This window comes from Streptomyces sp. NBC_01750 (genome assembly GCF_035918095.1).
In the GTDB taxonomy this organism is placed as follows: Bacteria; Actinomycetota; Actinomycetes; order Streptomycetales; family Streptomycetaceae; genus Streptomyces.
The window spans coordinates 4,763,866-4,776,816 of record NZ_CP109137.1 but is presented as its reverse complement, the minus strand read 5'-3'; the positions used below and the strand labels follow the sequence as shown (position 1 = coordinate 4,776,816).

Here is a 12,951-nt window from a genome sequence, read left to right as displayed (position 1 = left end):
CTGTCACAACGCAGCGGCGGCCGTACGGCCGCCGACCGACGACGTTTCCGACCGGGAGCCGTACGGCCAATGCGTTGTCACGCTTCTTCGGCTCGCCGATGCCCGGCGCCTGGCTCCCGCAGCTGCTGACGCACCTCGGCGTCGATGCCCTGGGCGAGCCTGCGCTGATGCTTCGCTGTCGAGTGCTGGTAGATCAGCTGGGCCCGCTCCCGCGCCCGCCGCCTGACCGGCCCGCGCGTCCTCCCACCTCCTCCTCCACCACCTCCACCTCGCATTGTCGGCCCGCGCTCCCGCCTGATCTGAACCGCGCGAGCCTCATCGGGGACTCGGGGCGTCGTGCAGCGACGTGGCACCGCCCCGGTCAGCCATCCGTCGGTCCCCGGCCGGTCGTACGCGGCGAACGGGGACCGTGCCGACGAGCACCACGCCGGACCGGGGACCGAGCCCAACGAGATCGGGGACCGGGCCTCGGTCCCGGACGTTCCCCGAGACCAGGATCGAGACGGGGACCGTCCCGCGCGGAGCACCGCAAGAGCGTCCACCGGGACCGAGAAGGACGAGGCCGGGGACCGCTACAACAGTGCCGTCGGGGACCGGCATGGACAGTGGCGGGACGGGACCGGTTCACTCTGGGAAACCCCTGCTCAGGGCGCTATGAGGCCGGTCCCCGCAGCGGTCCCCGACTGCGAGGACCGGTCCCGCAACCCGCCCTGGCATCTTGGGGACCGTCTCGTGCGGCAACACGGGGACGGGGACGGGGATTGGGGACGGGGACGGTCCCCCTGACTCGACGTCAGGGGGACCGTCCCCAACGAGCGTCGCAGCGTGGTCCCGAACGATCCGGGGACCGTGGATCACGTCGCTTCGGGGACCGGTCCCCAGGAGCCCCGTCCGCTGGTCCCCGCCGACCCACGGTCCCGGACCATCTCCGACGGCCGGCCGAGAGCAGCCCCGGCACGGTCCACGCTCCTCACCCGCCCGGGACGATGGCCCGCCCTGGCAAGACAGCACGACCACCCGTCATCACGCAGACCCCACGGAGAACCGAGCGTGCACAACCAGCACCACGAACGCCCCACCGCACAGCAGGAGGCGACCACTACCCCAGACAACCGTGCAGCAAGTTGTACCGGGAGCAATGCTCCCGGAGTTCCCGCCCCAGGGGTGGCGGGTGCAGCCCGGCGCCAGGGGGCCCCGGACCGTCAGGCTGGGACCGAGGGCGGACCGCAGCCTGGAGGGAACCGGCAGGCCGAGTCCTTCTCGAAGAGACGTCAGCGCCCGCGTCAGCCAAAGTCGCGCAAGCGTCTGCACCAGCCCAGCTGCCGTATGAACGACGCCGAGTTCAAGCGTTTCACCGATGCCGCCGCCCACTGCGAGATGTCCAACGCCGCCTTTCTCGCCTACGCCGTCGACAAGGCCGCCCGCGACCTGACCCGCACCGCCGCCGAGATCGCCACCGAACGCGAGGTCATCCACGAGCTGTTCGCGGCCCGTCGCCACCTGGGCCGCATGCACGGCCTGTTCAACCAGGTCGCCAAGGCCCTCAACTCCGGCGCCGACGCTCCCCACCTTGATGCCTCGGCCAAGGCCGTCCGGAGCGCCGCTCGCCGTATGGAGGACGCAGCCGATGCCCTGCTCGCCCACCGCGACGGCGGTGCCCCTGCGTGATCCCCAGCATCCACAAACGCGGCAGCGAAACCATCGGCCTCATCAAATACCTCTACGGCCCCGGCACCGACGAGGTGCACATCGACCCGCACCTGGTGGCTGCCTTCGACCCGCTCACCCCCGACCCCGGCCGCGACCCGAAAGCCACCTACGAACAGCTTGAGCACCTGCTCGACCAGCCCGTCAACGCCCTGCCCGCCAGCAAGCGCCCCGAGAAGCACGTATGGCACCTGTCGGTGCGGGCCGCCCCCGAGGACCCGATCCTGTCCGACGAGGACTGGGCGGCCATCGCCCGCCGTATGGTCGCCGCCACCGGCATCGCCCCCGACGGAGACGAGCAAGCCTGCCGGTGGGCAGCCGTCCGCCACGCCGACGACCACATCCACATCATCGCCACCCTGGTCCGCGACGACGGCCGCCGCCCCCGCCGCCACAACGAGGCCCGCCGCGCCCAGGCCGAATGCCGCCGCATCGAAGTCGACTACGGGCTGCGCCGCGTCCCGCCCCGGGACGGCACCGCCGCCAAGCGCCCCACCAGCGCCGAACTCCACAAGGCGGAACGCGAGGGCAGGGAGCGGGCCGCCCGAGAGGAGCTGCGGGAGACCGCACGTCGGGCAGTGGCGGGAGCGACGAGCGAGGAGGAGTTCTTCGACCGGCTGGCCGCCGCCGGCCTACTGATCCGCAAGCGCGTCGCGCCCTCCGGCGACCTGCTCGGCTACAAGGTCGCACTGCCGGACAACCGCAACGGCGAGAGGGAGCCCGTGTTCTACGCGGGCTACACCCTCTCCCCCGACCTGTCCCTGCCCCGCATCCGCAAACGCTTCTCCGGCGACAGCGACGCATCCAGCCGAAGCGACAGCGCGCCCTCCTCCCGATCCCCCGGTCCGGCCGCCGCGCGGCGCAGTACGGCCACCGCAGCGTGGCAAACACTGCTGATCATCGATCACGGTGAGGACGATCGCCATCCAGCGGCTCTTCGCAGCCGGCATGACCCTGCAGAGCACCCAGCGCTTCATGGAGCACCCCGAGGGCATGGAGCGGCTGACACGGACCGTCGACGACCTCGACGACACCATCAAGATCATTCGGTCCACGATCTTCGGACTGCGCACCCACAGCGGGGTCGGGCGGGAGAGCGACGGCTTGCGCGGCCGGGTGGCCGAGGCGGTGAGTGCCTCCGCCACGTCACTCGGATTCCCGCCCGCGCTGCGCATCGAGGGACTCGTCGAGACCGATGTCCCCGGCGACATCGCCGACCATGCGGTCGCGGTGCTCGGCGAGGCTCTCAGCAACGCGGCCCGGCACTCCGGAGCACAGGCTGTGGACGTCCGGCTCCAGTGCGCCAGGGGCGAGTTGACGCTCACGGTGACGGACGACGGCTGCGGGGTGCCGGGTGACGTCGGACGCAGCGGGCTGAAGAACATCAAGGAGCGGGCCGTCACCTTCGGCGGAACTCTGACACTCGGCGAACGGCCGGAGGGCGGCGGCACCCGGCTGGTGTGGCGGGTTCCCGTGAGCGCGGACGGTGTCACGGACGGAGGCTGACCGCGGAAGGCCCGGCCCCGCCGGCCCGGACGACGAGGCGGGGCGAGGCAGGGCAGCGCGGACTCATCGCGTCGAGCGGTCCGTGGAGGCGGGCTGTTCGAGATGGCTGGCCAGGACCGCCGCCTGGACACGGCGTTGGACGCCGAGCTTGGCCAGCAGCCGGGAGATGTGGTTCTTCACCGTCTTCTCGGACAGGTAGAGCTTCTTGCCGATCTCACGGTTGGTGAGCCCGTCCCCGATCAACGCGAGGATGTCCCGCTCGCGCGGTGACAGGCCGGCGAGCTCGGGTGCGGGGGGTGCCGGTCCCTCGGTGGGGTCCGCCCGCAGGGAGCGCATCAGGCGGGCGGTCGTGGTCGGATCCAGCATCGACTGGCCGGAAGCGACGGTGCGGACCGCCGCGACCAAGTCGGACCCCCTGATCTGTTTGAGCACATAGCCCGCCGCCCCGGCCATGATCGCGTCGAGCAGGGCTTCCTCCTCGTCGAAGGAGGTCAGCATCAGACAGGCCAGCTCCGGCATCCGGCTGCGCAGCTCGCGGCAGACACTGATCCCGTCACCGTCCGGCAGGCGTACGTCGAGCACGGCCACGTCCGGGCGCAGTGCCGGCCCGCGCACCAGCGCGTGCTCGACGCTGTCCGCGTCGCCGACCACCGAGATGTCCGGCTCGGAGTCCAGCAGGTCGGTGAGACCGCGTCGTACGACCTCGTGGTCGTCCAGCAGGAAGACCCGGATCGGGTTCTGTTCCGTGAAGGTACGTGCCTCGGCCATGACGATCCCTCGTTCGCTGGTGGACCTCGGACCACGGACCACATGCCGACTGTGATGACGATCGTCACCCGTCCGAACCGCTCGCACCAGGGCCGACCGGGCCAACCCGAGCCCGCCGTGCCGTGCACGGGCGCGGAAGCATCAGGGCCGAAGGGCCCATCGGAAGAGCCTGCCCGGCCTCTGTCCCGGTGCTCGCCCCGGTACCAGGCTCGGTAGAAGAAGAGGGGCCCATGGGCAGCGACGCTGGAGGTACGGATCATGCTTCGACATGTCACCGCGGGGATCGACGGTTCTCCCGAAAGCCTGGCAGCCGCGCACTGGGCGGCCCGGGAAGCCACGCGCCGGGGCGCCGCGCTGTGCCTGGTGCATGCCTGGGAGTGGCATCCGCGTCCGGCTCCGTCCGTGCCGGCGGACATGTCCGAACGGGCCCTGGCCGAGGACCTGCCGGAACGGGCGGCGGACAGCATGCGCGCCGCGCACCCAGGTCTGCAGGTCATCGGCCAGGCACTGGCGGACTCGCCGGTCTCGGCCCTTCTCAAGGCGGCCGAGCAGGCCGAGCTGCTGGTCCTCGGCTCCCGTGGACTCGGCGGCCTCGCGGGGTTCCTGATGGGGTCGGTGTCGCAGCGGGTCGCCGCCAGGGCAACCCCTCCCGTGGTGTTGGTGAGGGTGGGCGGGAGCACCGCCGACGAGCACTTCTCGGCACCGGACGGCATCTCCCCGGACGAGATACCCGGGATCCCGTACCGCGATGTCCTTCTCGGTCTCGACACCGGGCGGCCCTGTGACGAGCTGATCGAGTTCGCCTTCGACGCCGCCAGGCGCCGGGGCTCCTCGCTGCGCGTGATCAACGCCTTCAGCCGTCCGCCGGACTTCGCGGCGGCGCACAGGATCGTCCCGGTGAGCGGCCCGGAGCTACGGGCGGAGCAGGAGCTCGCCGTGGCCGCCGCGCTGCGCCCCTGGTGCGAGAAGTTTCCCGAGGTCGCCGTCACCGAGAGCGTCACCGAAGGCCGTGCGGCCGACGAGCTGATCGGCGCCTCGGCCGGCGCGGCCCTCGTCGTGGTGGGACGCCGGATCCGCGAATCCCGTCTCGGTACTCACCTCGGCCCCGTCGCACACGCGGCGCTGCATCACGCGCCCTGCCCCGTCGCCGTCGTCCCGCACGCCTGAACACGCCCGGAGGAACAGGAGAGTTGACCCGGCTCGGACCGCCCGTACCCCCTGCTTCGCCGTCACCACCCGCGCCGGCCGGGAGTGCTTGCCACCGGCCGCGGAACCCGAGGAGCTGCCGGGGCCCAGCGGCCCCTCCTGACGCATGTCCCCTGCCCGGACACCGAATCGCGTCCCCTCAAGGAGGGCTCCATATGCTCCGCAGCGTCACCGTCGGCCTGGACGGCTCACCGGAGAGCCTCGCCGCCGCCGACTGGGCCGCCCGCGAGGCGCAGCTCCGCGACACGCCCCTGCGCCTCGTGCACGCCTGGCACTGGCAGCCCCACACGTACGCGTCACTGGCGGGCACCCTCAGACCGTCGCCCACGAAAGGACCGCACCGCGACTGGGCCGAACGCCTGCCGCGCGAGACCTCGGCCCGGCTTGCCGAACGCCATCCCGGTCTGCGCGTCAGCGCCGAACAGAGCACGGAGCGGCCCGTCACGGCCCTGCTGGCTGCCTCCCGGGACGCCGATCTCCTGGTGCTCGGATCCCGGGGCCTGAGCGGGGTGACCGGGTTTCTGGCCGGCTCCGTCGCGCTCTCCGTCGTGGCGCGGACCGAGCGGCCGGTCGTCCTTGTCCGAGCCGGTGAAGACGCCGAGACCGATCACCTGACGGGCGATGTCGTGCTCGGGCTCGACCTGGAGAACTCCGACGGCCCCGTGATCCGGTTCGCGTTCCAGGCGGCTTCCCGCCATGCGGCGAACCTGCGCGTCGTCCACGGCTGGAAGCCACCGCCCTCCTCCGGCTACGGCGACGCCTTCGACATCGAGCCCAACGCGGAACTGGGCGCGCGGGTGCGGCGCAAGCTGGCCGACGTACTCCGGCCGTGGCGGTCGAAGTTCCCCGGCGTCGAGGTGACCGAGCAGGCCCTGATCGGTACGGCGGGCTCCCACTTGGTGAACGCATCCCGGAACGCCGCACTTGTCGTCGTCGGCCGGCGGAACCGTCGTACGCGGGCCGGGAATCACATCGGACCGGTGACGCACGCGGTCCTGCACCACGCCGCCGCCCCGGTCGCAGTGATCCCGCACGATTGAACACGCCCTCGTTCGAACCGATCCGCCCTCGACGCCACTTTCATGGCACGGTCGGCCCGAACGGGCCCGTCCGGCAAGGAGCATCGCCGCCTGGGTGTACGACCAGGCGTTGATGAAGCCGCCGAAGTCCCCGAAGGCGTCCCTGGCGTACACATACGGGCCGACGAGCCGATCTGCCGTGTATCCAGCATCGCTCGGTGTCCACGCCTATGGGAGGGGCCTCCTGCCCGGGGCGGCGAGTCAGTCCGGAACGGGCAGCCGGCGGTGGAAGAGACCGAGGGCCCCGTCCGGTCCGCTTCGGAAGAGGGACGTTCGGCCCCTGTGACGGTACCCATGGGCCCCTGATGGTCCGACCGGTCCGGGCGGGACATTGAACGCAGGACGACGACGGCACGCGGACAGATATCGCGCTACGCCTACCAGACCCCCAGACAGGGATGAGCATCATGGCGGTTCACGAATCCCCCGGCCGGCACACGGGTTTCCACCTCCCGTCGCGACACCGGGCCGGGACGACCCGGAGGGCCGGCGAGACCACGACCGACACGGCCGACACGACGGCCACGGCGACCCGCGCCCGGGTCTTCGCGGGGCTGCGGATCGTCACCGGATTCGTCTTCCTCTGGGCCTTCCTCGACAAGACCTTCGGCTGGGGCTACGCCACCGCCGTCGGCAAGGGCTGGGCCGACGGCGGCTCGCCCACCAAGGGCTTCCTCAGCGGCGTCGCCGCCGGGCCCATGGAATCCACCTTCCATTCCTGGGCCGGAGCGGGCTGGGCGAACTGGCTGTTCATGCTCGGCCTGCTCGGCGTCGGCCTCGCCCTGGTCAGCGGCATCGCACTGCGGCTCGCCGCGGTCGCCGGGACCGCCCTGATGGCGTTCATGTGGATCGCCGAGTGGCCGCCCGCCAAGGCGCTGTCCGACGGCACCCCGAGCATGTCCTCCAACCCGGTCGTCGACTACCACGTCCTGTACGCGGCCGTTTTGATCGCCCTCGCGGTCGCCTCGGCCGGCACCACCTGGGGCCTCGGCAGGGCCTGGGCCCGACTTCCCGTCGTCCGCGACCACACCTGGCTCCGCTGAACACCGCCCGCACACCCAGGACCCCGCCCCCGACCGCAAGCAGAGGCACCGCCATGACCGTACGTGCAGGCATCAACGACTTCGGCTCCACGGGCCGCGACAACCGCCTCCTCAACCTCACCAACCTCCTCGGCATCACCGAACACGTCGCCACCCGCCGGTGACCGCCACCGCCGGACAGACGCTGGTACCGCGCCTGCAGACGGTTCGGGCCGTGGTGTTCGACACCGACGGGGTGATCACCGACTCGGCCCGGGCTGCACGCCGCCGCCTGGCAGTCGGCCTTCGACGCCTGCCTGGAGACGGCGGGTCAGCACCGCCCGTTCGACCCGGTGGAGGACTACCGCCGCTACGTCGACGGCAGGGCCCGGCTGGACGGCGCCGCCGCCTTCCTCACCGCGCGCGGGCTGCGGCTGCCGACCGGCACCCCCGACGACCCGCCCGGCACCGGCACCGTACGGGCCGTCGCCGCCCGCAAGGAGCAACTGTTCGCACGACGGCTGGCCGCGGGTTCGATCCCCGCCTGGCCCGGCACCGTACGGCTGCTGCACGCGCTGCGCGCCGAGGGCGTGCCGTGCGCCGCGATCTCGGCTTCCCGGCACGCGCCGGAACTGCTGGCGGGCGCGGGAGTACAGGACCTGTTCGAGGCCGTGGTGGACGGCAACGAGGCGGCCCGCCTCGGGCTGCCGGGCAAGCCCGACCCGGCGATCTTCCTGGAGGCGGCCCGGCGGCTGGGCGTACCGGCCGGGGAGGCTGCCGTCGTCGAGGACGCGCTGGCCGGTGTCGAGGCCGGCCGGCGCGGCGGCTTCGGCCTGGTGGTCGGGGTGGACCGGACCGCCGGGCCGACCAGTGCCGACGACCTGAGCGAGCACGGGAGGCCGACCTGGTGGTCGCGGACCTCGCCGAGTTGCTGACCGCCACGGAGGCGTGACGATGCCGGACGACTGGACCTTGAGCTACGAGGGCTACGACCCGGCGGACGAGCGGCAGCGCGAGGCGCTGTGCACGCTGGGCAACGGCTACTTCGCCACCCGGGGCGCCGCCCCGGAGACGGCAGCAGGCCCGTCCCACTACCCCGGCACCTACGTCGCGGGCTGCTACAACCGGCTGACCTCGACCGTCGCCGGACGGCAGGTCGAGAACGAGGACATCGTCAACCTCCCGAACTGGCTGCCGCTGCGCTTCCGCACCCGGGGCACCGGCGGCGACCGGCCAGGCACCTGGTTATCTCCGGACGACGGCACACTGCTTGCGTACCGGCAGACCCTGGACCTGCGCCGCGGCACCCTCACCCGGCGGATGCGGCTGCGGGACACCCAGGACCGCCTGCTGACGGTCGACCAGGTCCGCCTGGTGCACATGGGCGACCCCCATCTGGCGGCGCTGCGCACGGAGTTCACGGCCGAGGGCTGGACGGGTGAGCTGGAGGTGGAGTCCGCGCTCGACGGCGACATCACCAACGCGGGCGTGGACCGCTACCGCGACCTGAACGGCCGTCACCTCACCGAGTGGCACACCGGGTCGGCCGAGCCCGACACCGTATGGCTGGGTCAGCGAACGGTGATCCGGCGTCCGGTGACCCGCTCCGGGGTGATGCGCACCCACAGTTCGCGGTCGCCGCCCGCCCACGGTGCTGAGTGGGCCGCGCCGACGAGGTGCCGGGCGGCGGCGGGGTCGGTGACCCATTCGGCACGGCCGACGACGAGGACGCTCCAGCCCTCGCTCAGCGCCTCGTCGATGTGGTCCACCTCGAAGGCGGCCTCGGCTCCGGCGGCCAGAGCGGGCGTGGCGCCGCGCGCGGTGCTGAAGGCGACCGCGCCGTCCACGACCGTGTGGTTGACCGGGACGATGGCCGGGCCGTCGGGCGTGGACACCGAGACGCGTAAGACGCCGTGGGTGGACAGCCGGGCCCAACACTCCCCGGGGTCCAGCTCCGTCAGCTCGGGATGGTAGGCCGCCCGCCCGATGCCGGGCGGCAAGTCCGCATCGCTGCCGCGCAGTTGGGCCACAGTGGTCTCCAGCGCGTCGGCCAGCCGAATCAGGAAGCCCGTGCCCGGAGACGCGGTCGGCTGCTCCTCCACGTACCGCAGGTAATCCGAAGCCGTGCCCGCCCGTTCGGCCACCTGCTCCCTGGTGAGCCCCAACTCCTCGCGCCGCGCTGCCACCCGCCGTCCGATGTCTCCGGCGTTCCTCGTCGGTTCCGGCATGGCCGATCACTTCCTTTCGCCTTGTCACTCATCAGTCATGGGGTGGGGACCCGGTCACGGTCCGGGCACCGTCCGGGCGCCCGACGGCCCGGGTGGACCTGCTCTCCGCGCGGGCCGTGCCGAATCCGGTCAGCCCCACGGCGAGGGCGGCCACAAGACCGGGCCAGGACGGCGGCGAGGTCTCCAGGACGGCCCGCAGGAACGGCACGTACAGCGCGGCGGCTGCCAGCCCCACCGCGGCCAGCACCGCCCAGGGCAGGAAGGGGTTCTCGCGGGTGAACAGCCGCTCCCGCAGCCCCAGTACAACGCCGAGCTGGGCGGCCAGCAACGCGAGGAACAGTGTGGTCTGCCATGGCTGACCGGTGTGCCGGACCCACAGCCCCGCGGCGAGGCTCGTGCCGGTGACCACCGTGCCGAGGCGCAGTACCCGCTGCCACAGCCCGCCGCCGAGCACATGCTGCCCGGGCGGGCGCGGCGGGCGGCGCATGGCGTGCCGGGAGACCGGCTCGGCGCCCATGGCTACGCCCGTCAGACCTGAGCTGTCATGGTTCTCTCCGGGTTCGATGCGGTGGCCGCCGGTGGTGCGCGGTCTCGAGGCGTGCACCCGGCATTCGGGGGGTGCGTGCCGGTCCTGGCACGCGATCACCACTGCTGTCCGCCGCCGTCACGGCGGTGGAACCGTTGGGCCTTCCTGCCCGGGGCCCGGGGCGTTGTCAGGAGTGCTTCCGCTCCACCGGGGACCGGTGAGGGCCCACGTCCGCTCCCACTGCCCCGCACGGTGGCGGTCCAGCCCCATCCGTACGGCCCGGCGGCCGGCCAGCAGCGACAGGGCGACACCGCTCGCGGCCAGCATCCCGGCGAAGGCGGACAGTGCGACGGTCTGTCCCGGGGTGAGCGGCGCGCTGACGAGCCGGCCCTGCCCGTCCGTCCAGATCACGGTCCTGGCGCCCGCCCTGCTGCCCGCCGCGACCCGCACCCCCGCCGTACGGACCGTGTCGCCGGACGCCGTCCACCGCACAACCGCCCAGGTGCGGGCATACGTGCCGGGCCCCGGATCGCCAGCGTCCTCGGTCAGCACGGCGGAGGTACGGTGCCGCTCCTGGCGCTGCTGGAGCAGCACGCTTCCGACACGCACCGAGCTCAGGGCGCCGGCCAGGGGCATTCCCGCCGCCATCACCACTGACGTCACCAGGACGACCCATGCCTCGACGACATCCGAGCGGCGCCTGAGCGGATTGCGCCGCCACCGCCACCACCTCACCTTCATGCCCATGGCCGACCCCGCTTTCCGATCACGGCGGTACGAGTAACCCGCAGCGACGGTCGCACACACACCGCACACCGGAGCAGAGCCCATCGGCCCGTACAAGGGGCCGATGGGCCCCGTTTGACTGTCGTCGGAGGCTGACCGGGTACCGCTCAGGCCGACGAACGTCCTCACTGCGGGGCCCAGTTCGGCAGTCCGCCAATTGGTGGGGAAATCCAGGGGACGTCCCCAAGCACAGTGCGGGATCGGGGCCGACGTGGCCGACGCACCGCAGGTCTTGATTCCCTGGAGCGCACCGCAGTCCCTGCCCACGGGATGGGGCTAGGCTGAGGCCGGACGCCCTGGACCCCGGCGGCATACTGCCAGTTGACACGGATGCATCGGTGGCGCCCTCTTCGGCCGCCTGGTGCCTCCCCCGCGGCCACCGGTTCCGTTCTGTCTCCCCTCCTCCCCTCATACAGCCATGCTCGCTGCGCAGCGCCCCGTTCTCCCCCGGCTGGGCGGAACGTCACCGCGACCATCGCCGGCAGCGGCTGCCTCCGCACCCCTGTACCGCGCGATGAGAGGTCTCACGATGACTCCTTGTCCGCGCCGACGCGCTCCGGCGGACCCGAACACCGCCCGGCACATGTACCTCGGTCGGCTCGGGAGATGAGGACCAACGGCCCCTGCCGTGGGAGCCAGCCCCTGGCGATTCTTGCGGGGACGGCGTGGTCGGGCCACCACGGCCACGAGACACGGGACGCGACCGTCCGACGGCACTTTTGAGGAGCCGAGGAAAGCATGCCTACGATGCCCCGCCCTGCGAAGCCGGAGACCCCGACAGGCAAGTCCTCAACAGGCAGGTCCTCAACAGGCAGGTCGCCGACGGGCGACCGGGCGGAGAACCCGCAGGAAGCCATCGGCTCGCCCCGGTCCCCCGGTCCCGCCACGAACGCGCAGGCCCAGGCGCCGCCGTCGGCCGGCCGACGGTGGCTGATGCTGGCGCTTGCCACGGTCGGGTTCGCGGTGAACTTCTGGGCCTGGGCGTTGCTGAGCCCGCTCGGCCCGCGGTTCAAGGACAGCCTGCAACTGAGCGCGTTCCAGCAGGCGTTGCTGGTCGCCGTGCCGGTGGTGGTGGGCTCGTTGGGCCGTATACCGGTGGGTGCGCTGACGGACAGGTTCGGGGGCCGGGTGATGTTTCCGCTGGTCTCCGCGGCCACCATCGTCCCCGTCCTGTACCTGGGGCTGGCCGGACACTCCTCCCTGAACCAGCTGCTGGTGGGCGGGTTCTTTCTCGGTATCGGCGGCACCGCGTTCGCGGTGGGGGTGCCGTTCGTGAGCGCCTGGTTCCCGCCCGAGCGCCGGGGGCTCGCGATCGGTGTCTTCGGTGCCGGGATGGGAGGCACCGCCATCAGCGCCCTGACCACGGTGAACCTGGTCAAGACGCACAGTCTGGCCACGCCGTTCGTGGTGACCGCGATCGTGCTGGCCGTCTATGCGACGCTGGCCGCGTTCCTGCTGCGCGACGCTCCGGGCCGGGCTGTGCCGGCCGGGACCATGACGGACCGGCTCGCCGCCACCGTCAGGCTCGGCGTGACCCGGCAGGCGTCGGCGCTGTACGCGGTCGCGTTCGGCGGCTATGTCGCCTTCTCCGTCTATCTGCCCACCTACCTCAAGTCCGGGTACGGCCTGGCGCAGGCCGACGCGGCCAACCGGATGGCCGGGTTCGTGCTGCTGGCGGTGGTGATGCGGCCGGTAGGCGGCTGGCTGTCCGACCGGCTGGGTCCCACCCGCGTACTGACCGTGGCGCTCGCCGTGGTCACGGTGAGCGCGGCCGTTCAGTCCTTCGCCCCGGCGCTGGCCCCGCTGGGCACCATCGCGTTCCTGGCGATCGCCGCCGCGCTCGGCGCGGGCAGCGGTGCCACCTTCGCCCTCGTCGCCCTGCTCGCCCCGGCCGGCAAGGTCGGCGCCGTCACCGGCGTCGTCGGCGCGGCCGGTGGGCTGGGCGGCTTCGTCCCACCTCTGCTGATGGGTTCCCTCTACGGTGCCTACGGCGACTACGCGGTCGGGCTGGCCCTGCTCGCCCTGATCGCCGCCACCGCCCTGGCATTCACCGCGACCACCGTCCGCAAGGCCGTCACCCGTGGCGCCCACCGCACCCCGACGGCACCCAACCCGGCCTGAGA

General features: G+C 72.4%; 9 protein-coding genes and 4 pseudogenes. 9 read left to right on the top strand and 4 right to left on the bottom strand.

Annotated elements, in window-relative coordinates; all coding sequences use genetic code 11:
- The first annotated feature begins 1,326 nt into the window (after nucleotides 1–1,326).
- The 3 genes and pseudogenes from OG966_RS21550 to OG966_RS21540 form a co-directional block, all read left to right on the top strand.
- Nucleotides 1,327–1,668: a plasmid mobilization relaxosome protein MobC gene (locus OG966_RS21550; RefSeq protein ID WP_326651389.1), complete on the top strand. Its 342-nt coding sequence runs from the start codon at nucleotides 1,327–1,329 to the stop codon at nucleotides 1,666–1,668.
- A pseudogene (locus OG966_RS21545) lies at nucleotides 1,665–2,625 on the top strand (relaxase/mobilization nuclease domain-containing protein); the annotation flags it as partial. The gene OG966_RS21550 and the pseudogene OG966_RS21545, both read left to right, overlap by 4 nt.
- A pseudogene (locus OG966_RS21540) lies at nucleotides 2,626–3,213 on the top strand (sensor histidine kinase); the annotation flags it as partial.
- A 63-nt stretch (nucleotides 3,214–3,276) separates the two neighbouring features.
- Here OG966_RS21540 and OG966_RS21535 read toward each other — a convergent pair.
- A complete protein-coding gene (locus OG966_RS21535) occupies nucleotides 3,277–3,981 on the bottom strand; it encodes a response regulator transcription factor (protein ID WP_326651387.1) in 705 nt (234 codons plus the stop codon).
- A 258-nt stretch (nucleotides 3,982–4,239) separates the two neighbouring features.
- On the opposite strand from OG966_RS21535, the gene OG966_RS21530 reads away from it, so the two are divergent.
- The 5 genes and pseudogenes from OG966_RS21530 to OG966_RS21510 all read left to right on the top strand — a co-directional run.
- The gene (locus OG966_RS21530; RefSeq protein ID WP_326651385.1) at nucleotides 4,240–5,148 is read left to right on the top strand and encodes a universal stress protein; all 909 of its coding nucleotides are present in this window, start codon (nucleotides 4,240–4,242) and stop codon (nucleotides 5,146–5,148) included.
- Between the two features lie 194 nt (nucleotides 5,149–5,342).
- Nucleotides 5,343–6,227, top strand: a complete 885-nt coding sequence (locus OG966_RS21525; RefSeq protein WP_326651384.1) for a universal stress protein — start codon at nucleotides 5,343–5,345, stop codon at nucleotides 6,225–6,227.
- 446 nt (nucleotides 6,228–6,673) lie between these two features.
- Nucleotides 6,674–7,309, top strand: coding sequence for a hypothetical protein (locus OG966_RS21520; protein ID WP_326651383.1), 636 nt, complete (start codon nucleotides 6,674–6,676; stop codon nucleotides 7,307–7,309).
- Between the two features lie 160 nt (nucleotides 7,310–7,469).
- Nucleotides 7,470–8,240, top strand: a pseudogene (locus tag OG966_RS21515) (HAD family hydrolase).
- Nucleotides 8,241–8,242: 2 nt separating this feature from the next.
- Nucleotides 8,243–8,962, top strand: a pseudogene (locus OG966_RS21510) (glycoside hydrolase family 65 protein); the annotation flags it as partial.
- Here OG966_RS21510 and OG966_RS21505 read toward each other — a convergent pair.
- The 3 genes from OG966_RS21505 to OG966_RS21495 are packed head-to-tail and all read right to left on the bottom strand — an operon-like array spanning nucleotide 8,860 to nucleotide 10,789.
- The gene (locus OG966_RS21505) at nucleotides 8,860–9,516 is read right to left on the bottom strand and encodes a helix-turn-helix domain-containing protein (RefSeq protein ID WP_326651382.1); all 657 of its coding nucleotides are present in this window, start codon (nucleotides 9,514–9,516) and stop codon (nucleotides 8,860–8,862) included. The pseudogene OG966_RS21510 and the gene OG966_RS21505 overlap by 103 nt on opposite strands.
- A gap of 31 nt (nucleotides 9,517–9,547) precedes the next feature.
- Nucleotides 9,548–10,162 carry a cation-translocating P-type ATPase C-terminal domain-containing protein gene (locus OG966_RS21500; RefSeq protein ID WP_326651381.1) on the bottom strand — a complete coding sequence of 205 codons (615 nt, stop codon included), beginning with the start codon at nucleotides 10,160–10,162 and terminating at the stop codon, nucleotides 9,548–9,550.
- A gap of 18 nt (nucleotides 10,163–10,180) precedes the next feature.
- On the bottom strand, nucleotides 10,181–10,789 hold the full coding sequence (locus tag OG966_RS21495; protein ID WP_326651380.1) for an Rv1733c family protein: 609 nt from the start codon (nucleotides 10,787–10,789) through the stop codon (nucleotides 10,181–10,183).
- A gap of 972 nt (nucleotides 10,790–11,761) precedes the next feature.
- Here OG966_RS21495 and OG966_RS21490 point away from each other — a divergent pair.
- Nucleotides 11,762–12,949 carry an MFS transporter gene (locus tag OG966_RS21490; protein WP_326655311.1) on the top strand — a complete coding sequence of 396 codons (1,188 nt, stop codon included), beginning with the start codon at nucleotides 11,762–11,764 and terminating at the stop codon, nucleotides 12,947–12,949.
- Nucleotides 12,950–12,951 lie beyond the last annotated feature (2 nt).

Bases quoted from the DNA above. Each gene is read 5' to 3' on its own strand.
- OG966_RS21525 (WP_326651384.1), top strand. From the start codon at position 5,343: ATGCTCCGCAGCGTCACCGTCGGCCTGGACGGCTCACCGGAGAGCCTC.
- OG966_RS21495 (WP_326651380.1), bottom strand. From the start codon at position 10,789: ATGGGCATGAAGGTGAGGTGGTGGCGGTGGCGGCGCAATCCGCTCAGG.
- OG966_RS21505 (WP_326651382.1), bottom strand. From the start codon at position 9,516: ATGCCGGAACCGACGAGGAACGCCGGAGACATCGGACGGCGGGTGGCA.
- OG966_RS21490 (WP_326655311.1), top strand. From the start codon at position 11,762: ATGCTGGCGCTTGCCACGGTCGGGTTCGCGGTGAACTTCTGGGCCTGG.
- OG966_RS21535 (WP_326651387.1), bottom strand. From the start codon at position 3,981: ATGGCCGAGGCACGTACCTTCACGGAACAGAACCCGATCCGGGTCTTC.
- OG966_RS21550 (WP_326651389.1), top strand. From the start codon at position 1,327: ATGAACGACGCCGAGTTCAAGCGTTTCACCGATGCCGCCGCCCACTGC.
- OG966_RS21520 (WP_326651383.1), top strand. From the start codon at position 6,674: ATGGCGGTTCACGAATCCCCCGGCCGGCACACGGGTTTCCACCTCCCG.
- OG966_RS21530 (WP_326651385.1), top strand. From the start codon at position 4,240: ATGCTTCGACATGTCACCGCGGGGATCGACGGTTCTCCCGAAAGCCTG.